28 protein-coding genes and 3 other annotated features are annotated in these 26,079 nt (G+C 41.1%); of the genes, 22 read left to right on the top strand and 6 right to left on the bottom strand.

The genetic code is table 11. The features are described 5' to 3' along the window. The first annotated feature begins 1 nt into the window (after position 1). From hflK to thrS, 12 genes are all read left to right on the top strand, one after another. A complete protein-coding gene (hflK, locus tag KP78_RS16925; protein ID WP_041090724.1) occupies positions 2-976 on the top strand; it encodes an FtsH protease activity modulator HflK in 975 nt (324 codons plus the stop codon). Next, positions 976-1,911 (top strand): protease modulator HflC, encoded by a 936-nt coding sequence (hflC, locus tag KP78_RS16920; RefSeq protein WP_041090722.1) that lies wholly within the window; start codon positions 976-978, stop codon positions 1,909-1,911. The genes hflK and hflC overlap by 1 nt, the downstream gene beginning before the upstream one ends. Positions 1,912-2,044: 133 nt before the next feature. Next, positions 2,045-4,684: a DNA polymerase I gene (gene polA / locus KP78_RS16915; RefSeq protein ID WP_235420981.1), complete on the top strand. Its 2,640-nt coding sequence runs from the start codon at positions 2,045-2,047 to the stop codon at positions 4,682-4,684. 38 nt (positions 4,685-4,722) lie between these two features. After that, entirely contained in the window at positions 4,723-5,595 is an 873-nt protein-coding gene (gene mutM, locus KP78_RS16910; protein ID WP_041090717.1) for a bifunctional DNA-formamidopyrimidine glycosylase/DNA-(apurinic or apyrimidinic site) lyase, read from the top strand. Between the two features lie 23 nt (positions 5,596-5,618). Further along, complete coding sequence (gene coaE, locus KP78_RS16905; protein ID WP_041090928.1) at positions 5,619-6,215, top strand: dephospho-CoA kinase; 597 nt, start codon at positions 5,619-5,621, stop codon at positions 6,213-6,215. 281 nt (positions 6,216-6,496) lie between these two features. Beyond that, the gene (locus KP78_RS16900; RefSeq protein ID WP_041090714.1) at positions 6,497-7,537 is read left to right on the top strand and encodes a glyceraldehyde-3-phosphate dehydrogenase; all 1,041 of its coding nucleotides are present in this window, start codon (positions 6,497-6,499) and stop codon (positions 7,535-7,537) included. A 368-nt stretch (positions 7,538-7,905) separates the two neighbouring features. Further along, the gene (gene speD, locus KP78_RS16895; RefSeq protein WP_041090711.1) at positions 7,906-8,286 is read left to right on the top strand and encodes an adenosylmethionine decarboxylase; all 381 of its coding nucleotides are present in this window, start codon (positions 7,906-7,908) and stop codon (positions 8,284-8,286) included. A 90-nt stretch (positions 8,287-8,376) separates the two neighbouring features. Next, complete coding sequence (locus tag KP78_RS16890; protein WP_052474915.1) at positions 8,377-8,760, top strand: hypothetical protein; 384 nt, start codon at positions 8,377-8,379, stop codon at positions 8,758-8,760. 67 nt (positions 8,761-8,827) lie between these two features. Beyond that, a complete protein-coding gene (gene nrdR / locus KP78_RS16885) occupies positions 8,828-9,289 on the top strand; it encodes a transcriptional regulator NrdR (RefSeq protein ID WP_041090708.1) in 462 nt (153 codons plus the stop codon). Between the two features lie 77 nt (positions 9,290-9,366). After that, positions 9,367-10,791, top strand: a complete 1,425-nt coding sequence (locus tag KP78_RS16880; protein ID WP_041090924.1) for a replication initiation and membrane attachment family protein — start codon at positions 9,367-9,369, stop codon at positions 10,789-10,791. Next, complete coding sequence (dnaI, locus tag KP78_RS16875; protein ID WP_041090706.1) at positions 10,778-11,719, top strand: primosomal protein DnaI; 942 nt, start codon at positions 10,778-10,780, stop codon at positions 11,717-11,719. Before KP78_RS16880 ends, dnaI begins: the two co-directional genes overlap by 14 nt. A gap of 77 nt (positions 11,720-11,796) precedes the next feature. After that, positions 11,797-12,027: a binding site (T-box leader), on the top strand. A 74-nt stretch (positions 12,028-12,101) separates the two neighbouring features. After that, on the top strand, positions 12,102-14,033 hold the full coding sequence (gene thrS, locus KP78_RS16870; protein ID WP_041090704.1) for a threonine--tRNA ligase: 1,932 nt from the start codon (positions 12,102-12,104) through the stop codon (positions 14,031-14,033). Between the two features lie 154 nt (positions 14,034-14,187). Here the strand turns inward: thrS and KP78_RS19790 are convergent, their stop codons facing one another. The 3 genes from KP78_RS19790 to KP78_RS18800 form a co-directional block, all read right to left on the bottom strand. After that, positions 14,188-14,322, bottom strand: coding sequence for a transposase (locus tag KP78_RS19790; protein WP_131272641.1), 135 nt, complete (start codon positions 14,320-14,322; stop codon positions 14,188-14,190). After that, positions 14,323-14,490, bottom strand: a complete 168-nt coding sequence (locus tag KP78_RS20175; RefSeq protein WP_157841522.1) for a hypothetical protein — start codon at positions 14,488-14,490, stop codon at positions 14,323-14,325. It lies immediately after the preceding gene. A gap of 263 nt (positions 14,491-14,753) precedes the next feature. Next, positions 14,754-15,224: a YusW family protein gene (locus KP78_RS18800; protein WP_052474913.1), complete on the bottom strand. Its 471-nt coding sequence runs from the start codon at positions 15,222-15,224 to the stop codon at positions 14,754-14,756. 184 nt (positions 15,225-15,408) lie between these two features. Further along, positions 15,409-15,546 (top strand) — a sequence feature (ribosomal protein L20 leader region). Between the two features lie 87 nt (positions 15,547-15,633). Between KP78_RS18800 and infC the strand changes: the two genes are divergently transcribed. Genes infC through KP78_RS16845 form a run of 4 tightly spaced genes read left to right on the top strand, consistent with a single transcriptional unit; the run spans position 15,634 to position 17,080 of the window. Then, a complete protein-coding gene (gene infC / locus KP78_RS16860; RefSeq protein ID WP_041090703.1) occupies positions 15,634-16,137 on the top strand; it encodes a translation initiation factor IF-3 in 504 nt (167 codons plus the stop codon). A 22-nt stretch (positions 16,138-16,159) separates the two neighbouring features. Further along, a complete protein-coding gene (gene rpmI, locus KP78_RS16855; protein WP_041090701.1) occupies positions 16,160-16,348 on the top strand; it encodes a 50S ribosomal protein L35 in 189 nt (62 codons plus the stop codon). A gap of 46 nt (positions 16,349-16,394) precedes the next feature. Next, complete coding sequence (gene rplT / locus KP78_RS16850) at positions 16,395-16,754, top strand: 50S ribosomal protein L20 (protein WP_041090699.1); 360 nt, start codon at positions 16,395-16,397, stop codon at positions 16,752-16,754. A gap of 53 nt (positions 16,755-16,807) precedes the next feature. After that, positions 16,808-17,080 carry a DUF1294 domain-containing protein gene (locus tag KP78_RS16845; protein WP_041090697.1) on the top strand — a complete coding sequence of 91 codons (273 nt, stop codon included), beginning with the start codon at positions 16,808-16,810 and terminating at the stop codon, positions 17,078-17,080. A 102-nt stretch (positions 17,081-17,182) separates the two neighbouring features. On the opposite strand, the gene KP78_RS16840 is transcribed toward KP78_RS16845, so the two are convergent. Next, the gene (locus KP78_RS16840) at positions 17,183-17,590 is read right to left on the bottom strand and encodes a hypothetical protein (protein ID WP_041090694.1); all 408 of its coding nucleotides are present in this window, start codon (positions 17,588-17,590) and stop codon (positions 17,183-17,185) included. Positions 17,591-17,706: 116 nt separating this feature from the next. Between KP78_RS16840 and KP78_RS16835 the strand changes: the two genes are divergently transcribed. The 3 genes from KP78_RS16835 to KP78_RS16825 all read left to right on the top strand — a co-directional run bounded on the left by KP78_RS16835 (position 17,707) and on the right by KP78_RS16825 (position 20,013). Continuing rightward, complete coding sequence (locus KP78_RS16835; RefSeq protein ID WP_235420973.1) at positions 17,707-18,195, top strand: dUTP diphosphatase; 489 nt, start codon at positions 17,707-17,709, stop codon at positions 18,193-18,195. Between the two features lie 68 nt (positions 18,196-18,263). After that, the gene (locus KP78_RS16830; RefSeq protein ID WP_041090691.1) at positions 18,264-19,349 is read left to right on the top strand and encodes a M42 family metallopeptidase; all 1,086 of its coding nucleotides are present in this window, start codon (positions 18,264-18,266) and stop codon (positions 19,347-19,349) included. 196 nt (positions 19,350-19,545) lie between these two features. Continuing rightward, positions 19,546-20,013, top strand: coding sequence for a small multi-drug export protein (locus tag KP78_RS16825; RefSeq protein ID WP_041090689.1), 468 nt, complete (start codon positions 19,546-19,548; stop codon positions 20,011-20,013). A gap of 173 nt (positions 20,014-20,186) precedes the next feature. Here KP78_RS16825 and KP78_RS16820 read toward each other — a convergent pair whose 3' ends face one another. Further along, entirely contained in the window at positions 20,187-20,507 is a 321-nt protein-coding gene (locus KP78_RS16820; protein ID WP_235420972.1) for a hypothetical protein, read from the bottom strand. 409 nt (positions 20,508-20,916) lie between these two features. Then, on the bottom strand, positions 20,917-21,129 hold the full coding sequence (gene sspI, locus KP78_RS16815; protein WP_041090688.1) for a small acid-soluble spore protein SspI: 213 nt from the start codon (positions 21,127-21,129) through the stop codon (positions 20,917-20,919). A gap of 112 nt (positions 21,130-21,241) precedes the next feature. Here sspI and KP78_RS16810 point away from each other — a divergent pair, with 112 nt between their 5' ends. The 3 genes from KP78_RS16810 to pheT all read left to right on the top strand — a co-directional run bounded on the left by KP78_RS16810 (position 21,242) and on the right by pheT (position 25,853). Next, positions 21,242-21,997: a TrmH family RNA methyltransferase gene (locus KP78_RS16810; RefSeq protein ID WP_041090686.1), complete on the top strand. Its 756-nt coding sequence runs from the start codon at positions 21,242-21,244 to the stop codon at positions 21,995-21,997. A gap of 56 nt (positions 21,998-22,053) precedes the next feature. Next, positions 22,054-22,294 (top strand) — a binding site (T-box leader). 82 nt (positions 22,295-22,376) lie between these two features. After that, complete coding sequence (pheS, locus tag KP78_RS16805) at positions 22,377-23,420, top strand: phenylalanine--tRNA ligase subunit alpha (RefSeq protein WP_041090683.1); 1,044 nt, start codon at positions 22,377-22,379, stop codon at positions 23,418-23,420. 18 nt (positions 23,421-23,438) lie between these two features. Continuing rightward, the gene (gene pheT / locus KP78_RS16800; protein ID WP_041090681.1) at positions 23,439-25,853 is read left to right on the top strand and encodes a phenylalanine--tRNA ligase subunit beta; all 2,415 of its coding nucleotides are present in this window, start codon (positions 23,439-23,441) and stop codon (positions 25,851-25,853) included. Positions 25,854-26,079: the final 226 nt, after the last annotated feature.

Here is a 26,079-nt window from a genome sequence, read left to right as displayed (position 1 = left end):
GATGGTTTACTTGAGCATTAAAAGGATACTATCTGGTATCGGGATCGTACTTGGTTCAGCTATTTTATTATTAGTATTGTTCACTTCCTGGTATACAGTAGACGAATCAGAACAAGCGCTCGTTATTACATTCGGTGAAGCGAGTGAAACTGTTGTGGATGCTGGTTTGAAATTAAAGATGCCTTGGCCGATTCAGAAAGTAGAGAAGTTATCAAAAGAAACATTCAGTCTTCAATTTGGCTATGAACAGGAAGGGGGAGAAGTGCAATCCTTTCCTGAAGAAACAAAGATGATCACCGGTGACGAGAACATTGTGTTAGCAGATCTTGTTGTCCAATGGAAGATTACAGAGCCAAGAGATTATTTATTTAACGCAGAAGATCCTCGGAAAATTCTATATGATGCCACAGCTGCTTCCATTCGCAGTATTATTGGAAGTTCCAATATCGATGATGCGTTAACATCAGGTAAAGCAGAGATCGAAGCGGAAGTGAGAGAGCTTTTATCTTCACTTATCGAAAAATATAACATCGGGATGTCCATTCAAGCAGTCCAGCTGCAGGATGTCGAGCTTCCAAATCAAGAGGTGCGACAAGCGTTTACCGAAGTAACCGATGCGCGTGAAACGATGAATACAAAAAGAAATGAAGCAAATAAATATCGTAATCAGATGATCAATGAAGCACAAGGTGAAAAAGATGCGATTATTTCACGTGCAGAAGGGGAACGGGCAGCAAGAATTGAACAAGCTCGTGGTGATGTGGCTATTTTTGATAAGTTGTATACCGAGTATCAATCGAATCCAGAAGTAACCCGGCAGCGCTTAATTCTTGAGACGCTTGAAGAAGTATTGCCTGGAGCTGAAATCTATATCATGAATGATGATGGGGGAACAGTAAAATATTTGCCGCTGCAGCCGCTTGATCGTCAGCAGTCTGTTCCTGAAGCAGATCAAGAGAGTGGAGGCGGTCAGTAATGAGCGAAGGAAAAATATTTGAGTTTGAAAAAAGCAAAAAGCCTGATTTTGCATGGAGAAAATATAAACGTGCAGGCCTATTGCTAATTGTCCTCATTGTATTGCTGATTGTTGCGCTAATGAGTGTTTTTGTCACAAAAGAGGGTGAATACAGAGTGGTTCGTCAATTTGGAGAGGTGGTTCGAATTATTGATGAACCGGGCTTAAATGCTAGAATACCTTTCATTCAAACAGTTAGTACCCTCCCAAAATACCAAATGACCTACGATGTGTCTGAAGCAGAAATTAATACGCAGGATAAAAAGAGAATTATTATTGATAATTTTGCTGTATGGAGAATCACCAGTCCAATCAGCCTGATTTCAAATGCAGGTACGCTTGTGAACGCAGAATCCAGAATGGAAGAATATATATACTCAGTGGTTCGAACAGAGCTTGGTCAGCTTAATTATGATGAGATCATCAATGATGAAAAATCATCACGTGGAAGCTTAAATGATCGTGTCACGGAACGGGTGAATGCTCTTTTGGATCAAGAGGAATTTGGAATCGAAGTAGTTGATGTACGTATGAAACAGACAGACCTGCCTGAGGAAAACGAGCAGTCGGTGTTTACAAGAATGGTATCTGAGCGACAGTCAACCGCACAAGAGTATTTATCCAAGGGTGATGCGGACAAAAATCGGATCGAAGCTCAAACAGACAGAGAAGTAAGTGAGCTTCTTGCAACAGCGAGAGCAGATGCGGATGTGATTCGAGCAGACGGTGAAGCATCAGCTGCACGTACTTATAACGAGTCGTTTTCAAAGGATTCAGAATTTTATGAGCTATTCCGTACGCTAGAATCCTATAAGAAAACCATTGATGAGAAAACGATGATTATTTTACCATCAGACTCACCATATGCAAGTTTGTTGTCAGGTTACTTAGAGTAGTTTATTGAATCTTCATAACTGCTAATGAATGCCGTTGTTTTCTCTTTTATTTTGGTCATGCTAAAATAAGGAGAGAATAGCGGTTTTTTGTGCGAGAAGACAGCACCAGCTGCTGGTGAATAAATAGGAGGTTATAATTATGAGTCAAAAACTCATGCTAATCGATGGGAACAGTATTGCCTATCGCGCTTTTTTTGCCTTGCCATTATTAAATAATGAAAAAGGGATACATACAAATGCCATCTATGGCTTTACGACAATGCTGATGAAGATGTTGGAGGACGAAGCGCCAACACATGTGCTTGTTGCGTTTGATGCAGGTAAAACAACCTTTAGGCATAAAACCTTCTCTGAATATAAAGGAGGACGTCAAAAAACCCCTTCAGAGCTTTCGGAGCAATTCCCTTTTATTCGAGAACTTCTGGATGCCTATGCCATCAAGCGGTTTGAGCTTGATCAGTATGAAGCCGATGATATTATTGGCACTCTTTCAAAAAAAGCGGAGGAAGAAGGATTTGAAGTGGTTATCATCTCCGGTGATAAAGATATGACCCAGCTATCTTCTGAGAAAACGCGTGTAGAGATTACGCGAAAAGGAATTACAGATATGGAATCCTACACACCTGAACATATTAATGAAAAGTATGGACTGACACCGGATCAAATTATTGATATGAAGGGGCTTATGGGGGATTCATCTGATAATATTCCGGGTGTACCGGGAGTGGGAGAGAAAACAGCGATAAAATTATTGAAGCAATTTGGTTCACTCGAAGCCATTTTAGCTTCAGCGGGCGAGGTTAGCGGGGCAAAACTTAAAGAAAAGCTTATTGAATTCGCGGATCAGGCTAAAATGAGCAAGGAACTGGCGACGATTACGAGGGAAGCGCCGGTTGATCTCAAACTCGAAGACCTTACTCGTAATGATCCAAATGAAGAACAGCTTCGCACACTATATAAAGAACTTGCTTTTAACACCTTGCTTGAAAAATTAGGGGACAGTACACAGGAGGCTGAAGCGATTGAACTGAAGAATCTTGAATGGGAAGAGGTTAGTGAAATAACGGATGACATGCTTCCGTCAAGCGCTGAGGTATATGTAGAGCTGTTCGATGTAAACTATCATACAGCTGAAATTTTGGGGATTGGTCTTCATCATAACGACACCACCTACTTTGTTCCGATTGAAGTGGCCTCTGCATCAAAGCGGTTTAAAGAATGGATTGAGGACGAAACCAAGCTGAAGTCTGTTTACGATGCTAAGCAATCCATTGTGGCATTTAACCGATTGGGCATGGAGCTGAAAGGAATTGATTTTGACCTATTGATTGCATCCTATGTGATCAATGCGTCAGAAGCAGCAGATGATTTTGCTTCCATCGCCAAGCGTTACGGAGCAGATGCCGTAAAATCGGATGAAGAGGTGTTTGGAAAAGGGGTGAAAAAGAGCATCCCTTCTTCCGCTATTCTTGGGGAGCATATTGCGAGAAAGGCTGCGGCAATCCGCAAAATTAAGGTAACCTGTATTGAAGAACTTAATAAGAATGAACAGCTGCAGTTATTTGAAGACCTTGAGCTTCCATTAGCGCAAGTACTGGCAGACATGGAGATCAAAGGGATTGTTGTAAACACAAACCGCTTAAAGGAAATGGGAGCTGAGCTTGCGGCAAAGCTTAATGAAATCGAAGAAAATATTCACCGGCTAGCTGATGAAAAATTCAATATTAACTCGCCAAAGCAGCTTGGTGTTATTTTATTTGAAAAGTTAGGTTTACCTGCTTTAAAGAAAACAAAGACTGGCTATTCCACTTCTGCAGATGTGCTAGAAAAGCTGCAGCCGGAACACGAAATCATTGATTATATTTTACATTACCGGCAGCTTGGAAAGCTTCAATCAACCTATATTGAAGGTCTTCTTAAGGTTGTTCATGAAAATACGAATAAAGTTCATACCCGTTATAATCAGGTTTTGACTCAAACGGGAAGGCTTAGCTCGATCGATCCCAATCTGCAAAATATTCCGGTCCGTCTTGAAGAGGGACGGAAAATAAGACAGGCGTTTGTTCCATCTCAAAAAGATTGGGTCATGTTTGCAGCGGATTATTCCCAAATTGAACTCCGAGTACTTGCTCATATATCAGGAGATGAAGGGTTAATCGAGGCATTCCGTCAGGACCTGGACATCCATACGAAAACAGCCATGGACGTGTTTGGCGTCAATAAGGATGAGGTTACATCAGCGATGAGAAGACATGCGAAAGCAGTAAACTTTGGTATTGTTTATGGCATTAGTGATTACGGGCTGTCACAAAGTCTTGATATTACTCGTAAGGAAGCTGCCGCATTTATTGATACCTACCTTAAGAGCTTTCCGAAGGTTAAGGAATATATGGATGATATTATTCAGGAAGCAAAGCAAAAGGGATATGTGACGACACTTCTCCAGCGCCGCCGTTATATTCCAGAAATTACGAGCCGGAATTTTAATGTTCGCGGATTTGCTGAACGTACAGCCATGAATACCCCAATCCAAGGATCTGCAGCTGATATTATTAAAAAAGCAATGATTGAAATGGCGATTCGTCTTCAGGAAGAAGGCTTGCAAGCAAGAATGCTGCTGCAGGTGCACGATGAATTAATTTTTGAATGTCCAAAAGATGAGGTAGAGCGTCTAGAGAAAATCGTTCCAGATGTAATGGAGCATGCGCTTGAGCTTGTTGTTCCCTTGAAGGTGGATTATTCATACGGCAATACATGGTATGATGCAAAATAATCAACCATTAGGTGCGAGTGAAGTTAGGGGTGTCTGTAATGCCTGAATTACCGGAAGTTGAACATGTAAAAAGAGGATTAGAACCGTTTGTATTAAGTGAAACAATAGAATCAGTAACGTTTTCAGAGACAATCCATGTTTCGCACGAAAATGGGCGGCAAGCCATTTTAAAAGGAATGTCAATTGAACAATTCAGCTATGAAATAAGAGGGCTGACCATTCAGCGTATTGGCCGAAGAAGTAAATATCTTCTATTTACATTGTCAGATGATCATCGAGAATTTTTGATGCTGTCTCATTTGGGGATGTCGGGAGCTTGGTTTGCAGTCGATACAGTCGACACAATCGCTGAACCAAAATTCAGAGCCCATATTCATGTGATCTTTCAAATGGAAAGCGGCCGCATGCTTGTATATGCCGACATACGACGTTTTGGAGAGCTTAGATTACTCCATCATATCGAAGATCATCCGCCCCTTGGACTAATTGGTCCAGAACCATTCGATGAAGGGGCAGAGGAACTGTTTTTAGCGGCATTAGATGCCCCGCGATTTTTGCAAAAACCTATTAAGGAAGTCATTATGAATCATCAGGTGATTGCTGGCTGCGGCAATATCTATGCGACTGAGGCTTTGTTTAGAGGCAAGATTCATCCAAAGCGCCGGGTGAATCGGATGAGTCTTCAGAAAAGGAAGGAGCTTTTTCACCATATTGTTGAAGTTTTACGAGAAGGGATTGAAAAAGGCGGCAGCAGTATATCCGACTACCGCAATGTAAATGGGCAGGCAGGAGAAATGCAGGATCGTCTGCAAATGTACGGAAGAAAAGTTTGTCCTGCTTGCGGCTCGGCGATCAAACAGGCGGTTATTGGCGGAAGGAATTCTCATTACTGTACGACATGCCAGCATTAAGAGAGGAAAGGGATTGTTCATTTATGATTATTGGTTTAACAGGTGGAATTGCGAGTGGTAAAAGCACTGTAGCGAATTGGTTGAAGGAGCAACAATATACGGTTATTGATGCAGACATCTCTGCCCGGACAGTGGTCGAACCAGGGAAGCCTGCTTTTAATCAAATTATTAAAACCTTTGGTCAAGATATTCTTTCTGCTGAAGGTGGTCTTGACCGGGCAAAGCTTGGTGCCGTGATCTTTAATGATGAGGATAAAAGAAAGCAGCTGAATGAAATTGTCCATCCTGCCGTACGAGCAGACATGCTTGCTCAAAAGGAACAGTTATTGAATGCCGGCAAACAGACCATTATCATGGACATCCCTTTACTTTTTGAAAGCAAGCTGCAATGGATGGTCGATAAGATCATCGTAGTATTCGTTGAGGCTGAAACACAAAAAGAGAGATTGATGAAACGAAATCAATATACAGAGGAAGAAGCGCAGGCAAGAATTTCTTCACAACTTTCTCTCGCTGAAAAAGCCAAGCAAGGAGATGCTGTTATAAATAATGGTGGAACCATTGAGGAATCAATTGAACAGCTTATAAAGCTATTGAAAGAATGGAAAGCAAAACCATAAACAAATAGTGTTAAAAAACAGTCAAAAGGACAGAATGTATATCTGTCGTGCTTTTGGCTGTTTTTTTTATCTGTAAAAGCTTTGTTATAGTCCATTGTTGCTTTTGTACAGCGTTGATTGCCTGGTTGCTGCAATCAATAGACACGTTTAAACAAAGCCTGTATATGATAAATCAAGTAATTATGTAAAAGTAACAATTATGGGGTTTCATTATCGATAGTATGTGTTATACTATTTTTAGATATCCATATCATAAGTATAACATTATTAGGGGGATCCGTATGAAACGAACAAACATTGCTATTAACGGTTTTGGTCGAATTGGTAGAATGGTATTCAGAAAAGCGGTAATGCAGCCCAGCTTAAATATTGTTGCTGTGAATGCGAGCTATCCAGCTGAAACATTAGCTCATCTGATAAAATACGATTCAACTCATGGCATTTTTGACGCCGATATCCAAACAGAAGAGAATGCTTTGATTGTCAATGGACATCGGATTGCCCTTGTGAGCGAAAGAGATCCAAGCAAACTTCCATGGAAATTAATGAATATAGATATCGTGATAGAGGCTACCGGGAAATTTAATGCTCGTGCTGGTGCAGCACTGCATTTAGATGCCGGTGCAAAGAAAGTAATTCTAACAGCTCCTGGCAAGCAAGAAGACGTCATGATCGTTATGGGTGTAAATGAAAACGCTTTAGACATTGAAAAGCATGATATCATTTCCAACGCTTCCTGCACAACGAATTGCCTAGCTCCAGTGGCAAAAATTCTTGATGAGTCCTTCGGGATTGTCAACGGTTTAATGACAACGGTACACGCCTATACAAATGATCAAAAAAATATAGATAATCCTCATAAGGATCTTCGCAGAGCACGTTCTTGCGGACAGTCTATCATTCCGACTTCAACAGGAGCTGCTAAAGCCTTAGGGAAGGTGCTTCCAAATCTGCAAGGAAAGCTCCATGGAATTGCACTTCGAGTGCCTACACCGAATGTATCCCTTGTTGACCTGGTGGTTGATGTAAAGAGGGAAGTCACCATTGATGAAGTGAATGAAGTGTTTAAGCAAGCGTCTAAGCAATCTCTTCAAGGAATTTTGTCCTTTACAACAGATCCGCTCGTTTCGATCGATTTTAATACCAATCCGCATTCTGCCATCATTGATGGATTATCTACAATGGTGATGGGAGCAACAAAAGTAAAAGTACTAGCTTGGTATGATAATGAGTGGGGATATTCTTGTCGAGTAGTGGATCTGGTTCAGCACGTAGCAAACAAGCTACAGGTGGCGCCCTCCAACTTAACAACTGTATCTTAATCAAGAAAACGGCTGCGTTTAATTAGCGCAGCCGTTTTCGGTTTGAATAAAATATGAAATGGATCAACTTTTTTTATTAAATTTGTTCTTTGTATTTGAAGAATTGAAAAGAATGTGATAGACTAAAAATTACGTTTTTAAAGGGTATAAAAAAATTGTACGAACAATGTTGATTATTTTTATATTACTTTGTTGCCAAACGTGTAAAAAGAACGTATACTTTTTTTCGTGATCTTACTTTAATATTGAGTATCACATATATCTACTTAAAGGGTTAGGACCTCATCGGACTAACTTTCCCCCGTGGTAGATGTACATCGTACAATTTGATTTGCTTAACAAATTTTACTTAAAGGGGGAAACGATCAATGGAAACAATGGGTCGTCATGTAATTGCGGAATTATGGGGTTGTGACTTTGATAAATTAAACAGTATGGAACTGATTGAACAAGTGTTTGTGGATGCAGCCCTTAAGTCTGGAGCAGAGGTAAGAGAAGTAGCGTTTCATAAATTTGCGCCGCAGGGTGTGAGTGGGGTAGTGATTATCTCTGAATCACATTTAACTATTCACAGTTTTCCAGAGCACGGTTATGCAAGTATAGATGTATATACATGCGGTGATTTAGATCCAACAATTGCTGCCAATTATATAGCTGAATCGCTTGGCGCTAAAACGCGCGAAACTATTGAGGTTCCGCGTGGTATGGGTCCTGTCAGAGTTGGGCAATCTACTGTGAGTGCGCTATAATAAAAGAAAAAGAGGGATGCGACAAGCATCCCTTTTTCATTTGTTTAAAATATTGATAGAATAGAGAAAAAGGTTCTGGGGGAGATAGCAGTGGCAGGTTTACGTACAATGTTTAAACGATTTAGTTCAGAATGCGAAACGAAAGACGATCATCTGGATGAAGAACTGCAAACGCATTATTATAAAACATCCTTTGATAAAGTATTTGATGAAGTAGAACAGCTTTTTTCTTCGTCCTCCTATACAATATCGTCTGCTTCAAAGGAACACGGTGAAATAATGGTGCAAAAAAAAGGGAAGCCTGGAATATTTATTATTGCAACAATCCTTACAGTCCGACCATTTCAGACAGCGGTCGATTTTAAAATGTCGACTGATCATTCGGTTATAAGCGGGGCTTATCCTATACTGAAAAAAGAAATCGTTTCCAACTATAAAGGATTAGATCAGCATTTGAGACGCGCTGATAAGTAATGTCAGCTTGTGCTTTTGGTCCATTTTTTATATGATGAAAGAAATAAAACATTGTGGAGCTGGTTAAATGAAATGTCCGTCCTGTCATGAAAATACGACCAGAGTCATTGATTCCAGGCAAATCGATGAAGGGAAAGCCATTCGTAGACGGAGAGAATGCGAATCCTGCAATTATCGTTTCACTACGTTTGAAAAAATTGAAGAAATTCCACTGATTGTCGTGAAAAAAGACGGGATTCGTGAGGAATTTAGTAGAGATAAAATTTTGCGCGGTTTAATTAGAGCATGTGAAAAACGGCCGGTCCCATTTGAAGAACTTGAGAAAATTGCTTCATCGATCGAACGAGAGCTTCGTAATCAAGGCGTATCTGAAGTACTGTCTGTGGATATCGGTGAAATGGTGATGAATCGCTTATCTGCTGTGGATGAAGTGGCGTATGTTCGATTTGCTTCCGTTTATCGGCAATTTAAAGATATCAATGTTTTTATCGATGAACTAAAAGAATTAATGAACAAGGAACGAGCATAAGGGAGCCAGGGGATACCTTAGCTCTTTTTTTGTCGAATAACGCTGAAACAGCATTGGAATGGAAGGGTAGATTGGTTATGACGAATATGTGGAAGGAAGTACAGCCGACAGATGAATATATTGTTCAGTTAAACGGACTGCTGCATGAGGCGGATCGGGATGTGCTTCAGTTTTTGTATCAGCCGCTTGTAGGCTCCTCTTCTATCAGCCTTTATTCATTACTGTGGGGGGAGGTGGAGCGGCATCAGCTTGAAAGTGAAAACTTTATGCATGCCTCCTTGCTCTCCATGCTGTCCACAAATGTTAACCAGCTTTTTGAAGCCAGGCTTCGTCTTGAAGGGATGGGATTGTTAAAGACCTTTGTGAGAGGAACTGATAAGAAAGAATTTCTTTATCAATTACAGCCTCCTTTACGGCCCAATGAATTCTTCGAGGACCCCATGCTCAGCGTTTTTTTGTATCGACAGGTTGGAAGCGGACAATTTCAACGATTAAAACAGCGTTATGCTGTACGTTTTTCAACGAACGATACGTATCGTGAGGTCACACGCTCTTTTCAAGACGTATATTCCTCTGAGGCGCTGACAAATGCTTCAATGCCACCATCTGCAAAGGCGCCAAATGATGGGAAAATACTGTTCGAGTCTCAAAATGAAGGGATTACGACGGATTTCGCGTCATTTGATTTTCACCTGCTTCTCGCGGGGCTGTCAGAGGCGATGGTACCAAGAAGTGCATTCACTTATCATGTGAAAAATATGATTGCGAAGCTGTCCATTCTCTATGGATTAAATGTTCTTGATATGAAGAGCGTCGTACTAAGTGCGGTCAATGAAGAAAATACGATTGAAATTGATGCACTGCGAAAAGCAGCACGTGACTATTACCAGCTTCATCGCAGTCCATCATTACCGAAAATTCAGCATGTACGGATTACAGCAGATGAACAAATGGCGCCAACAATTGAGCAATCAAATGAGCAGGAATTATTAACTTACCTTGAATCTTCATCTCCTGTACAAGTGTTAAAAGATGCTTCTAACGGCGGTGAGCCTACAAAATCTGAGCTTGCCATGATAGAGGAGCTTTTGTATCATCAAAAGCTACCTGCTGGTGTTGTCAACGTCCTGCTGCAGTATGTTCTGCTTCGGACTGATATGAAGCTGACAAAGGGGTATGTTGAGAAAATTGCAGCACACTGGGCAAGAAAAAAGATCACCACTGCAAAAGATGCGATGGAGCTCGCCAAAAACGAACACAAGCAATATAGCGAGTGGAAAGAAGAAACGAACAACGGTACGAAGAAGCGCCGTACAAATAAGACGATTCGTAAAGAAAAGCTCCCTGACTGGTTTAAAGCAAGGCAGGAAGCGAAAAATACAGCAAAGCCTTCAGAAACTGAAAAAGGTGATGATCTTGAATTTGAAGAGAAGAAACGAAAATTGCAAGAGAAGCTAAGAAAAAGAAGCTTGAGGCAGGTGAATAATGATGGAGCGGATTAATCGGACGCTTAAACAGCTTTCAGGATCCGGACGTTTTCAAGAACGATATGAAATGATGAAAAAAGAAATAATGAACAATCAAGATGTGCAAGCATTTATACAAGAGCATAAAGAAGAACTGGCATCCAATGCTATTGATCAAGGTCTTATGAAGCTGTATGAATACACCACTCAATCAAAGTCATGTGATAGCTGTCCGAGTCTTGAAGGGTGTATTAATATCATGCAAGGATATGAGCCGGAGCTTTTGCTGTCAGGTGCATTAATGGATATAGAATATCACCGTTGTCCGCGTAAGGTAGTCTACGATGAAAAGCAGCGTACTGAGAAACTGATTCAAAGTGTTTACGTACCGAAAGACGTTCTTCGTGCTACTTTGGCAGACGTTGATCTTGATAAATTATCAAATCGAGTTCACGTTGTAGATATGGCTACTGATATTGTCGACAGACTAGTTGAAGAAAAGAACTTTTACAAAGGATTATTCATCCATGGGGATTTTGGAGTTGGGAAATCCTATATACTTGGTGCGATAGCCAATGAACTGAAAGAAAAAAATATGGCTGTTTTTATTCTCTATTTTCCTGAATTTTTGCGTGAAATGAAACAGTCGCTTGGTGATCAATCGTTCCATGGTAAAATCGAAGCCGCCAAGAAAGCGTCCATATTAATGATTGATGATATTGGAGCAGAAACTTTATCGAGCTGGGCACGTGATGAGGTGCTCGGAACCATTCTGCAATATCGCATGGCAGAAGAGCTGCCAACATTTTTCACTTCAAATTTTGACTATGATGGATTGGAACATCATCTCACCTACTCACAGCGTGGAGAAGAAGAACCCATTAAAGCAGCAAGAATCATGGAGCGAATCCGCTATTTAACACTTCCAGTAAAAATGGAAGGGGAAAATAAAAGAAATTCATAATTTAAAAAATCAGCTTGCTTTTGTTATATATACAATTTATAATGACTCGTAACGAACCACCCATATCTGAATAAAGCAGAATAGTGTCGATAAGGACATGGATCATTATTACGGATTTTAGAGAGAAGGGCCTTGGCTGCAAGCCTTTTATTACGAATAATGCATTTACCCCCTTTGAACTGTATGCGTGAAATAGCAGTAGCGCGTATCGGATGCAGCCCGTTAGCTGAACCAGAGATTCTGATTATCTTTTTTAATCAGAAAGAAGGGTGGAACCACGAGTTTGCTTACTAAGCCTCGTCCCTTTCCTAGGGATGGGGCTTTTTTGTATTTATTTTGCGCATTAGGTACACGATACGCGTACATTTAAGGAGTGAGAGCTATGTCAGAAGTTATTCAAATTACTTTTCCAGACGGTGCATCAAAAGAATATCCAAAAGGAATTTCCATTGAAGAGATTGCTCAATCCATTAGCCCTGGATTAAAGAAAAAAGCGATTGCTGGAAAATGGAACGGAGATGCGATTGATCTTCGTACGCCGCTTGAGGCAGACGGTGCCATTGAAATTTTGACACCTGAAAGCAATGAATCCCTTGAGATTATGCGCCACAGTACTGCCCATCTTCTTGCCCAGGCGATCAAACGTCTATACCCAGATGCAAAGCTTGGAGTTGGTCCGGTTATTGAAGGTGGTTTCTACTACGATATTGATACAGCTTCATCGATTTCAACAGAAGATCTTCCGAGAATTGAAAAAGAAATGAAAAAAATTATCGGCGACAATATCAACGTTGTACGTGAGGTTGTCAGTCGTGATGAGGCAATTGCGCGCTTTAAGGCAATTGATGACGAATATAAGCTTGAATTGATTGATGCGATTCCTGAACATGAGAATGTAACTATTTATACGCAGGGTGATTTTTTTGACCTTTGCCGTGGTATTCACGTTCCATCCACTAAGCATATAAAAGAATTTAAGCTGTTAAGCGTAGCGGGTGCCTATTGGAGAGGAAATAGCGATAACAAAATGCTTCAGCGAATTTACGGTACGGCCTTCTTCAAAAAAGAAGATCTTGATCATCATCTTAAAATGATCGAAGAAGCGAAAGAGCGTGATCACCGTAAAATTGGGAAAGAATTAGATCTTTTTGCAAACTCTCAGCTCGTTGGGCAAGGTTTACCGCTATGGCTGCCAAAGGGTGCAACGATTCGCCGGACGATTGAGCGATATATTGTAGATAAGGAAATCTCCATGGGCTACGACCATGTTTATACACCTGTTATGGGAAGTGTTGACCTTTACAAAACAAGCGGACATTGGGAGCACTATCAGGATGGCATGTTCCCGCCTATGGAAATGGACAACGAAACATTGGTTCTGCGTCCAATGAACTGCCCGCATCATATGATGATCTACAAGCAGGATATTCACAGCTATCGCGAGCTGCCAATCAGAATTGCTGAGCTTGGATTAATGCATCGCTACGAAATGTCCGGAGCATTGTCTGGACTTCAGCGTGTGCGAGGCATGACATTAAATGATGCGCACATCTTTGTTCGTCCAGACCAGATTAAAGAGGAGTTTAAGCGCGTTGTTAAGCTTATGCTTGAAGTCTATAAAGACTTTGGAATAGAAGATTACAAATTTCGTCTTTCCTACCGTGATCCACAGGATACAGAGAAATATTTTGATGACGATGAAATGTGGAACAGGGCTCAGTCTATGTTGAAAGAAGCAATGGATGAAATGGGTCATGACTATTTTGAAGCAGACGGTGAAGCCGCGTTTTACGGTCCGAAGCTTGACGTACAAGTGAAAACAGCCATCGGAAAAGAAGAAACACTCTCCACTGTTCAGCTTGATTTCTTGCTTCCTGAGCGATTTGATTTGAACTATATTGGAGAAGACGGCAAACAGCATCGCCCAGTTGTTATTCACCGTGGTATTGTATCAACAATGGAGCGTTTTGTTGCTTTCTTGATCGAGGAATATAAAGGGGCGCTTCCAACATGGTTAGCACCAGTGCAGGTACAAGTAATTCCTGTATCACCATCAATTCACCTTGACTATGCAAAAGAAGTACAGGAGCTTCTTCGTGCAAACGGCGTCCGTGTTGAGGTCGACCTTCGCGATGAAAAAATGGGCTATAAAATCCGTGAAGCTCAAATGAAGAAAATTCCGTATATGCTTGTCGTTGGAGATCAAGAGGTTGAAGATAAAGGGGTCAACGTTCGGAAATACGGTGAACAGAAATCAGAAACCATTTCACTTGAACAATTTATTGAACAGATTAAAGCAGAAGTGAAAAAATAATCAAATCAAAGAGGCTGACTCAAAAGATCGTTGAACGACGACTCTTTTGAATCAGTTTTTTTGTCTTGTAAGCATTTTTTCTGTTTTCAGGTTATTTATAGAAAGTTTGAGGAGAGATTCCCCTCAAACTTTCACTATCTTAACTTTGTTTTGTCTATGTCCATCCCATTTGAAACGGACAGCCTTGACACTCCATACAGATATAGGTTCTTTTAATTGATTCATACCCATTGTCAGATTTTCTTCGGGAAGCATATTGAAAAGTTAGGCGCTTGCCATTCTTACAAATTCATTCATCAAGCTCATCATCGTAACTCATGTTATCAACTCGTCGGACTTGCTCTTTCCATTTCTTCGTGGATTCTTTATCAAACGTGCTGTGCTTAATATAGGCCTTGATTTCTTCCTTTTCACGGAAGACGTAGTTTTCCTCACTGCCATAACCAGAATCAGCCATAACAGACTTAGGCTTTGGACGGTCATATCTATGCTGATATTGATTCTTGCACCCTGTTGATTGAAGTGGAAGGGGCGAGACTCCTGCGGGAGAAGCGAGTCAACGGGAGACCCCGCAGGCGCAAATGCGCCGAGGCGGCTCCCGGACCGCCCGCGGAAAGCGAGTCCCTGGAGCGGAAATCAACAGGCCAACTTTATAGAGCTATTTTCTTGGAAAAAAGAGGGTGCCCAAAAGCTTTATACTTTTGGGACACCCTCTTTCTATTATCGTGTGTATACTTTTTCGGTTCCGTCTGGATATTTTACTTCTAATTCAAACGACTGATAGTTTTCTTCTAAGCTAAAAGCGTCCATTACGACTTGAACGACTTCGTCATCAGGCGTGTCGGCTGTGAAATCAAATCCAGTCAAGATTGGCTCCAGTTCGCTGTAGGCATCATTACCAGTTAAATTTATGCCTTCGCGTTCATCTTCATACGATGCCTCAATGTTTTCTTCTGACTCATAGGACACGTCAACGTCATTATTATCTCCTTCGTAATCCACATCCAAGTCAAATTCCAAGTAGGAAACAGCAGTATTATCAGATGCACTGTTTGTCGGTGTTCCAACAGCTTCTGAATCTTGATTTGCAGTGTCAGGTGCCGATTCTGTTTCTGTTACTGTGTCATCATTGCCGCATGCAGCGGTTAGAACGATTGAGGCAGCAATTAATGCTGCTAACCATTTATTCATGTGAATTCCTCCCTTGCAATTATGATTCTAGTTTAGGTATATCCATAATTTTATACGATTAAACAAAATGTTCTTGCATTCGACAAGTGGTTCTGATATCATCAACCATGTTAGTTAAACCAGAGGGATTGACAAACTATTGTTAGAGTGATACAATAGCAAGAGTGAATTGAATACAAGTTTGAGGTGAAAGAAGAGGCACCCGCTTCTCACCTGATTGGCGCAACTGTAGCTGACAGGTAACACGTGATCCAGATATACATCTATGTATGTTGACACAAGAGTGCGGGAGACTTTCAGTTTCCGGCACTCTTTTCTTTTATATCACTTGTTGCGGGTAATCAATAACTTGAGCCCAAATCGTGTATTCGCGACATCAATCCGGAGGTGGATTACTATTAGCAAAGACATGTTATTAAATGAAGGTATTCGTGCGCGTGAAGTACGTCTGATCGATCAAAACGGTGAACAGCTTGGTATTAAAACCAAGGTTGAAGCGTTGGAAATTGCAGCTCGTGCGAACCTTGATGTAGTTCTTGTTGCTCCGACTGCAAAACCACCAGTCGCTCGTATTATGGACTATGGTAAGTTTCGATTTGAGCAACAAAAGAAAGACAAAGAAGCGCGTAAGAATCAAAAAATCATCAATTTGAAGGAAGTGCGACTTAGCCCGACTATCGAAGAACATGATTTCAATACAAAGCTTCGCAATGCGATTAAGTTCCTTGAAAAAGGAGATAAAGTGAAAGCATCCATTCGCTTCCGCGGACGTGCCATCACGCATAAGGAAATTGGACAGCGTGTGCTTGAGCGTTTTGCTGAAGCATGCAAAGACGTTTCCACGGTTGAGACGAAGCCGAAGATGGATGGACGCAGCATGTTTCTCATGCTAGCACCAACTAACGAAAAGTAACGTTTTAAGGAGGACAAAACTCATGCCAAAAATGAAAACTCACCGCGGTTCAGCTAAGCGTTTCAAAAAGACAGGTTCTGGAAAGCTTAAGCGTTCACGCGCATTCACAAGTCACCTTTTCGCTAACAAATCAACTAAAGGAAAGCGTAAACTACGCAAAGCATCTTTGGTTTCTTCTGGTGATTACAAACGCATCAAACACATGATCTAATCAAACAAAACTATTTCGAACAACGATTTATTAGGAGGTAATGAATATGCCACGTGTTAAAGGTGGAATCGTTTCACGTAAACGTAGAAAAAGAGTTCTTAAACTAGCAAAAGGTTATTATGGTTCAAAACATACTCTTTACAAGGTAGCGAACCAACAAGTAATGAAGTCAGGAAACTATGCTTTCCGTGACCGTCGTCAAAAGAAACGTGATTTCCGTAAGCTTTGGATCACTCGTATCAACGCAGCTGCTCGTATTAACGGTCTTTCTTACAGCCGTTTAATGCACGGACTTAAGCTTGCGGGTATCGAAGTAAACCGCAAAATGCTTGCTGACCTTGCAGTTTCTGATGATCAAGCATTTGCTCAATTGGCAGATGCAGCAAAAGCTCAACTAAACAAGTAAGTTATACAGGCTGTCCTCTATAGGACAGCTTTTTGCATATAAGGAGGAAAACCATGAGCCTTGAACAATGGGGATTAATTTATATTGGAATCATCTCGATCATTGGGTTTTACGTAATGGGGTTAGACAAAAAGAAAGCCCGAAAAAATGAATACAGAATATCTGAAAAAACACTTTGGATACTATCATTTTTAGGAGGCGCAATGGGAACCTACTGGGGGATGAAGCACTTTCGTCATAAAACGAAGCATACTTCCTTTCGTGAGGGCTTGCCCTTGTTAGCGATCATTTACCTTGTTATTGTAATTATTCTATGGACAAGGTAATTTCGATTTTTGGGGTTACAATTGTATGCACACCATTACAGTTAAGGTCACCCTGCATAAAAAACACTATGGAAAATACAAAAAAAGGAAGTGTCGCTCGTATCAAGTGTGCACTTCCTCTTTTTTGGCTTTAGACATCAGTTCCTTGATCGGACTTTTCCAGTCAATATGAGCCTTCGGATAGCTGCTTTTGATATCGGTTTCAATAAAACGAAAATCATTCACGGAGAAGCCTTGAAGCTTTGAAGGATCCTTTGTCCACACAAAAATGGAGACAACTTCAAATGACCGTTCGGACTCTCCCAAATACTTTTCCCCTTGAAACAGGACTCCTTTATACGTTAAGAAAAAATTCTTTCGAACATTTTTTGCATCATCATAAAAAAAATATTCTTCTTTTTCGTGGGCAAGCTCGAGCTTGCGTTTTGGATCAAATAAATATTTTACTCCTCGATAGAGCAAATAGATGATAAGTGCTGTAATCACGAATCGAAGAATGATTAGTACCAAGGCTTCTCCCTCCTAGAAAAATATCCGTCCTTTCATGCTTTACGTATTGGTTTATATAAAGGTTTCACTTTTTTAATTATTTTTTGCTACAATGAATCAGGAAGGAAGTGAGCAATTTGTTACAATGGGAAACACTTTATTTCATGCAGGAAAAACTTGATCGATTTATTGAAAAAGAAAAAAATGTGAAAGGCGAATCCCTCTTTTCACGCAAAATTATGGCACTTCTTGTTGAACTGGGAGAGCTGGCAAATGAAACGCGCTGCTTTAAATTTTGGAGCGGCAAAGGTCCATCAGCTAACGAGGTGATTCTGGAGGAATACGTGGATGGTATTCATTTTATTCTATCTCTTGGACTTGAAAGAGAATTAAAGTATATTCCTCAATCATCCATTAATCCTGAAGCTGATTTAACAGAACAATTTCTACAAACCTATGGCTTGATTCATAACTTTGCGCAGCATCCAACGAAAGACAACTATGAAAAGTTATGGGATGCTTATTTAGCAATCGGAAAAAGCTTAGGTTTTTCAGGTGAGGACATTATGAATGCTTATATTGAAAAAAATAAAGTCAATGTTCAGCGCCAGGAACAAGGATATTAATCCAATTTTTGTGAATAAGAAAACGAGATGATATAATTTAAAGGACCTAATCTAGGGAGGCGAAGCGAATGACAGCACTAAATGAACAATTGACGATGCTAAAGGATTTGACGGATGCTAAAGGAATTCCCGGCAACGAGCGCGAGCCGAGAGAAGTTATGAAAAAATACATAAGCCCATTTGCAGACGAAATTACGACAGACGGGATTGGCAGTCTAATTGCCAAAAAAACAGGTCAAGAAGGCGGGCCTCGAGTAATGGTGGCTGGCCACTTGGATGAAGTTGGATTCATGATTACAAGGATTGACGATAAAGGATTTTTACGCTTTCAAACAGTTGGGGGCTGGTGGTCTCAAGTAATGCTTGCTCAGCGCGTGACCATCGTGACCAAAAAAGGAGATATTATTGGTGTCATTGGCTCTAAGCCGCCGCATATTCTGCCTCCTGAAGCGAGAAAAAAACCGGTTGATATTAAGGATATGTTTATTGATATCGGCGCTTCCTCAAAAGAAGAGGCAATGGAGTGGGGCATACTGCCTGGTGATATGGCAGTACCTTACTTTGAGTTTACCGTGATGAACAATGATAAAATGCTGCTTGCGAAAGCGTGGGATAACCGTATTGGCTGTGCGATTGCCATCGATGTAATGAAAGAACTGAAAGGACAGGCTCATCCAAATGAGGTTTATGGCGTCGGTACCGTGCAGGAAGAGGTAGGCCTTCGCGGAGCAAAAACAGCTGCTGCAACAATCAAGCCGGATATCGGCATCGCTGTTGATGTTGGCATTGCAGGCGATACGCCAGGCATTACATCCCGTGAGGCAAACAGTAAAATGGGTGATGGCCCGCAAATTATTTTGTATGATGCATCGATGGTTTCTCATAAAGGCCTTCGCGACTTTATTACCGGCATTGCCGATGAACATGGAATTCCGTATCAGTTTGATGCGATTGCCGGTGGAGGAACGGATGCAGGGTCCATTCATTTGGCCGCAAACGGTGCCCCGTCCATCGCCATTACAGTGGCATCAAGATACATCCATTCTCACGCAGCGATGATTCATAAAGATGATTACGAAAATGCTGTTAAATTAATTGTAGAGGTCATTAAAAAGCTGGATCGTGATCAAGTAAATAAGATTACGTTTGAATAGCATCAGTATTTGCGGCTCAGGTGCCGTCTTCATAGGACGGTGCTGAGCCGTTTTTTGGGATGGGTGTTAATCTATTACTCTAATATATATAGATTAAAGAGTCGGATTATCAATTATGGAAACATGGTTTTATTGGTACGAATTAAGTGCATATTTATTTTCTATTGAATAACAGGATAAACGGGAGGATTTATATATGATTTTTTTGGAATATTTTCTTATTTTTTTAGCGGCTGCAATTCCTTGGCTTGAAATTGGGCTTGTTATACCGCTGGGGATCATTCGCGGACATTCACCGTTTCTTGTAATGCTAGTTGCTTTTATTGGAAATATGGTTACAGTAGTTTTGTTAATTGTTATGTTCCAGAAAGTGAAGGAGTACTTTGCTAAACGATCAAATAAAGAAAAGAAGGAAGGCAAGCGGCAGGAGCGAGCAAAGAGAATAATGAATAAATATGGGATGCCTGGGCTTGCATTGCTCGGACCTATTCTAATTGGTACACATATTGCTGCTTTTATTGGGATGAGCCTTGGAGCAAATAAAACATGGACTCTCGCTTGGTTAACAATCAGTATTGCACTATGGACGCTGGTCTTTGGCATCGGTACAATGATGGGCTTTGATTTTATCGTTCAAAATGCAGCTGACGAAGAGCTGAATTAAAATAAGATACGATCCTAGTGCTTCTTAAGTAAAGAATTTGTAAACTCAAATCAGGAGCTCGTTAGCTGACTCACTATTTGGTACTTGGTTATTTAAGCTAGAATGGCTATCTGCTTTTAATTGTGATCGAAAGAAGATTTACAAGAGCGATCTTCTTTCGATCACAGACCGTATCAATAAGAGAATAGTGCAGATCCCTGTGTAGGTGCAGGCTTTGTCATTTGCGGTATTCTCTGCTTGGCATTTTGTAAATTCATCACAGCATGCTCCTGCCAGCGTAAAATATTTTCCATAAACGGTTTATATGAAGCTGTTGCTTCATCTCTCATTAGCTGTAAGCCAGCCGTAACATCTTTATCTTTGCCATCAGCTTTTTGGATGCAGTAAACAAGTGCTTCGATAATGGAAGGTGCGTTCTCGCCGTGTAATAGCCTTATGGCTGAGCCGTTTGCTGTTACACGGTGATAGGACGCTGGAACGAGCGCGGCATGCATTTCGTTATTTCCTTTTTAATTTTTTGTTTCAGGAATGTAGTACAGTTGTGTGCTCATGGAACAAACCATTTGTTCTGCATATAAGCTATAGGACAAGTATGTTGTAACTGGCAGCCAAGCTTCAAATTGTCTCAAAAAAAAACACTCCTTTTTCCAGAGGATTTAAGCAAAAATCCTGCCATATTGTATGCAGCAGTCGTTGGTTTGTTCCACAGTTTATGACGAAGGATGGATTTCACATACTGTTTTCCATGCTATTACATCATGCAAAATGGCTGTCAACGAATTCGTCGACAGCCATTTATAATTCATTTAATTTAGCTATGCTAAAGTACATTGTTGATTGTAGCGGAAGGCGCGAGACTCCTGCGTGCTGCAATCAACAGACACGTTTAACAAAGCCTTTAATTTAAGCAGTTGTCAAACCGCTCTCAAGTGTTTTAATCATTTGATCGCGATCTTCACGTGAGCTCTTTTGCCAAATCATTTCAAATAAAACACCCAGCCCTGGAAGAAGTGTTTCTTCTTTCCCTTCAATTGCGTCTTCAATGGTTGCCTCCAGCTGGGCAGGAGTATTTTCTTTCACATTTTGAATGACAGTTCCTCGTATGTTTAGATTCATTTTTATTCCTCCTTAAAAATAGAATACGTTTATTTTTCCCTGTAAATTCTTTTTTATCCGATGAACCTTCTATATAATGAAAGAATCGAGTTTGAAGGAGAGATGAAGTTTCATGAAGTTTTTGCAGTCAACACAAAACGTCCAGGTGAAGCAATGGAAAAAGCTATCCACTAAAAAAGGGAGAGATCAATCCGGTTTATTTTTGGTGGAAGGCTTTCATCTTGTGGAGGAAGCATTGCGTACACTGTTTATTGTAGAAGAAGTGATCATTCAAGAAGGTGTGGACATTCCGCATAGCTTTCAAACAGATGAGGTCGACATCACGATGGTAACGCGTGAAATTGTTGATATTATTGCTGAAACGGAGTATTCCCAAGGGATTTTTGCTGTATGTAAACAGGAGAATAAAGAAATCACGACGGCTGGCTTTGAACGGGTTCTTATTATCGATTCCGTTCAGGATCCGGGAAATATTGGCACCATGATTCGTACGGCTGATGCTGTTGGGATGGATGCAGTCGTTCTTGGGAAAGGTTCCGCCGATCCATACAATGCGAAGGTTCTGCGTTCTGCTCAGGGCAGCCATTTTCATCTGCCAATCATAAAAGCAGCGATTCAAGAGGTGCTGACAGAATTAAAGGAGCGAGATATACCAGTCTATGGGACTGCTCTTGAAGGAGGAAAGCCCTTTAAGGACGTGCCGTCTGGCGGGTCCTTTGCACTCATCATGGGCAATGAAGGGGCAGGGGTGCAGGATGAATGGCTCAAGCAATCGGATCAAAATCTCTATATCCCGATCTATGGTAAAAGTGAATCGCTTAACGTAGCAGTTGCAACAGGTGTCCTGCTGTATCATTTAAAAGGCTGATTCATTGAAAAAAGGTTTAAAACCTTGTCAAAGTAGTTTATAATAATAACGCATAATTAAAAACATTGACGGAGAAAAGTAACTTGTACAAGCCAATTAGGGAGAGTATGTCTTAGACTGAAAACATACTTTTGGTAAATACAAATGAAGTTCACCTCCTGAGTTGGCATCGGGACCACAATTGGTGTAAAGATGCATCGGTGTTATAAGCCGTTATCGATTTCATGAGTGAGCTAGGGACAATTATGTCCTTGCTAACTAGGGTGGTACCACGGATTCCAGCGCTTCGTCCCTATGTATAGGGAGGGCGCTTTTTTGTGTTCAAATCGATCTATCGAACCGTTTTGTAAGAAAGAGAAGATAAAGGAGGAATTCCAATATGGAAGAGAGACTCAAACAACTGCAGCAGGAAGCAATCGGGCGTGTTGAAGATGCACAAGCGCTTAAAGCGTTGAATGAAGTACGCGTAGCGTATCTTGGGAAAAAAGGTCCGATCACTGAGGTATTAAAAGGAATGGGTAAGCTTTCAGCTGAGGAACGGCCAAAAATAGGCGCAATGGCAAATGACGTGCGTGACGCTATTGCTTCTGCGATTGAAGAAAAACAGCAAAAGCTTGAGGCAGAAGCGATTCAAGCGCAGCTGGCTGAAGAAGGAATCGACGTAACGCTCCCTGGACGTTCTGTTAAAGCAGGAAACCATCATCCGCTGACAAATGTAGTTGAAGAAATAGAAAATCTGTTTATCAGTATGGGTTATAAAGTGGAAGAGGGTCCTGAGGTAGAGCAGGATTATTATAATTTTGAGGCGCTGAACCTTCCAAAGGGGCACCCTGCTAGAGATATGCAGGATTCGTTTTATATAACAGAAGAAATTTTATTGCGTACGCAAACCTCTCCAGTGCAAGTAAGAACGATGGAGCGTCATGCCGGGAATGGACCGGTTAAAATTATTTGCCCGGGAAAAGTATATCGCCGTGACAATGATGATGCGACGCATTCCCATCAGTTTATGCAAATTGAAGGATTGGTTGTCGATGAAAATATCCGTATGAGTGATCTAAAAGGAACGCTTGATATTTTTGCGAAGAAAATGTTCGGTGCGGACAGAGAAATTCGTCTTCGTCCTAGCTTCTTCCCGTTTACAGAGCCTTCAGTAGAGATGGATCTTTCATGTAAAATTTGTGGAGGAAAAGGCTGTAATGTATGTAAAGCAACTGGCTGGATTGAGATTTTAGGAGCGGGAATGGTTCATCCTAACGTTCTTGAAATGGCTGGCTTTGATTCTAAAAAATATACAGGCTTTGCTTTTGGCATGGGAGTTGAGCGGATTGCTATGCTGAAGTATGGTGTTGATGATATCCGCCATTTCTATACGAATGACCACCGTTTCTTAAACCAATTTAACCGAAGCGAAATTAACTAAGTTTAGGGAGGTAAAAAGATGTTTGTATCTTATAAATGGCTTCAGGATTATGTTGATTTATCCGGCATCACTCCTGAAGAGCTGGCAGAAAAAATTACACGCTCCGGAATTGAGGTTGAAGGCGTTGAAGTTCCGGGAAAAGGCCTTGAAAATGTAGTAGTTGGCCATGTATTGTCATGTGAAAAGCATCCGGAAGCGGATAAACTAAATAAATGCCTTGTGGACGTTGGTGAAGAAGAGCCGGTTCAAATTATTTGTGGTGCGGCCAATGTTGCAAAAGGTCAAAAGGTAGCTGTTGCAAAGGTAGGAGCGGTGCTTCCTGGCAATTTTAAAATAAAAAAAGCGAAGCTTCGCGGCGAGGTTTCGATGGGCATGATTTGCTCCTTGCAGGAAATTGGAGTTGAAGGCAAGCTTGTGCCGAAGGAATTCGCTGATGGCATTTATAACTTCCCGAACAATGCCATTGTAGGGACAAGTGCGATTGAAGCGTTAAATTTGGATGATTCCATTCTGGAGCTAAGTTTAACACCTAACCGCTCTGATGCGATGAGTATGCTAGGCGTTGCGTATGAGGTAGCAGCCATTCTTGATCGTGAAGTGAAGCTTCCGGAGCTGGAGTACAAAACAGTTTCAGAGGAAGCATCAAGCGTAGTATCTGTTGATGTTGAGGCAAAGGAAGAAAATCCGCTTTATCTTGCAAAGGTGATTCGTAATGTGCGCATTGCTCATTCACCTCTTTGGATACAAAACCGATTAATGGCTGCTGGTATTCGACCTCATAATAATGTAGTCGATATTACAAATTATGTATTGCTTGAATACGGACAGCCGCTTCATGCATTTGATTTGGACCGATTGGAAACGAATAAGCTCGTGATTCGTTTAGCGAATGAAGGAGAAACAATCGAAACACTTGATGATGCGAAGAGAGTGCTAGAACCTCATCAGCTTGTGATCACAAATGGAAAAACACCAGTCGCACTTGCAGGTGTAATGGGTGGTGCCAACAGTGAAGTGACAGATCAAACAACAAATGTCATACTCGAGTCCGCATACTTTTTACCATCCTCTGTTCGTCAAACATCAAAAGATCATGGCTTACGGAGTGAAGCAAGCTCACGCTTTGAAAAAGGTGTCGACCCAAATCGGGTGAAGCTTGCAGCAGAGCGTGCAGCACAGCTTCTTGCATTGTATGCTGATGGCGAAGTGCTAAACGGAACGGTTGCATTTGATCAGCTAGATAAAAATGAGAAATCAATCTCCATTGAGCTTGAAAAGATTAATCGTGTGCTCGGCATGTCGTTAACAACGGATGAAGTTCTTGATTTATTCCGACGTTTACAATTTGATGCTAAAGCAAAAGATGAAATGATTACGGTCTCTGCACCGACACGCCGCGGTGATCTTGTGATTGAAGAGGATCTAATTGAAGAGGTGGCACGTCTTTATGGCTATGATCACATCCCAATGACTCTTCCTGTCCATTCCAGCAATCCTGGGGGGTTAACACCTCATCAGCAAAAACGACGTCTTGTACGTCAGGTGCTTGAAGGTGCAGGCATGATGCAAACGATCACGTATTCACTGACTAATGATGCAAAAGCAAAAGAGTTTGCGCTGGATGTGCGCGAACCGGTTAAGCTGTTAATGCCAATGAGTGAAGAGCGCAGCAACCTTCGTCTAAGCATTGTTCCGCAGCTATTGGAGAGCGTTACTTATAATGCAGCTAGACAGCTTGATTCCGTTGCTTATTATGAAACAGGATCTGTCTTTTTGCAGGAGGAAGGTGTGGTTCTTCCAAGAGAAGAAGAACATCTGGCAGGAGCACTAACCGGCCTTTGGCAGTACCATGCTTGGCAGGGGGAGAAAAAGCCAGTTGATTTTTACGTGGCAAAAGGACTTTTAGATGCGCTGTGGGAACGATTAGATCTGGCAGATCATATTCGCTACGAAAAAAGCACAGAAGAAAATCTGCATCCAGGGCGTACGGCCGCAATTATGTTAAATGGAAAGAAAATTGGCTTTGTCGGTCAAGTGCACCCATTTAAACAAAAAGAGCTCGATTTAAAAGAAACATATGTGTTTGAAGTGAATCTAGAGCCTGTATTTAATACCGAGATAGGTGAATTGAGATATCAAACCATCCCGCGTTTCCCTTCTGTAACGCGAGATATTGCCCTTGTGGTGGATCGTGAAGTTCTTGGAGGAACACTGGAATCAATCATTAAAGAAGCGGGTGGATCTTTATTAAAATCCGTGAAGCTGTTTGATTTATATGAGGGTGAACATATGGAAAACGACAAGAAGTCCCTAGCCTTCTCACTCATATATATGGATCCGGAAAGAACACTTACAGATGAAGAAGTTGTCAAAACGCATGATAAAGTCCTATCAGCTGTAAAAGAACAAGTAAACGCTGAACTAAGAGGATAAACAAAATAATCGTTACGAATAAAAAACCCACCTCGGAATGATATGCTCCCCTTTAGGTAGACAGATTTAAAAATAAAATCTGCTACTTTAAAGGGGCGTATTTTTTTTGCCTAAAAGAACTTACTCTGCGGAGGATAAATTAGAAATCCTGAATGCATGTGAGATTGGAACCTATTCAATCAATGAAATCACCCAAATGTACAAGGTGCATAGATCTAGCATTATG

The sequence above is a fragment of the Jeotgalibacillus soli genome, from assembly GCF_000829435.1.
Taxonomy (GTDB): Bacteria; Bacillota; Bacilli; order Bacillales; family Jeotgalibacillaceae; genus Jeotgalibacillus; species Jeotgalibacillus soli.
The sequence above is the reverse complement of the archived record's forward strand: the minus strand, read 5'-3'. Positions and strand labels throughout refer to the sequence as shown.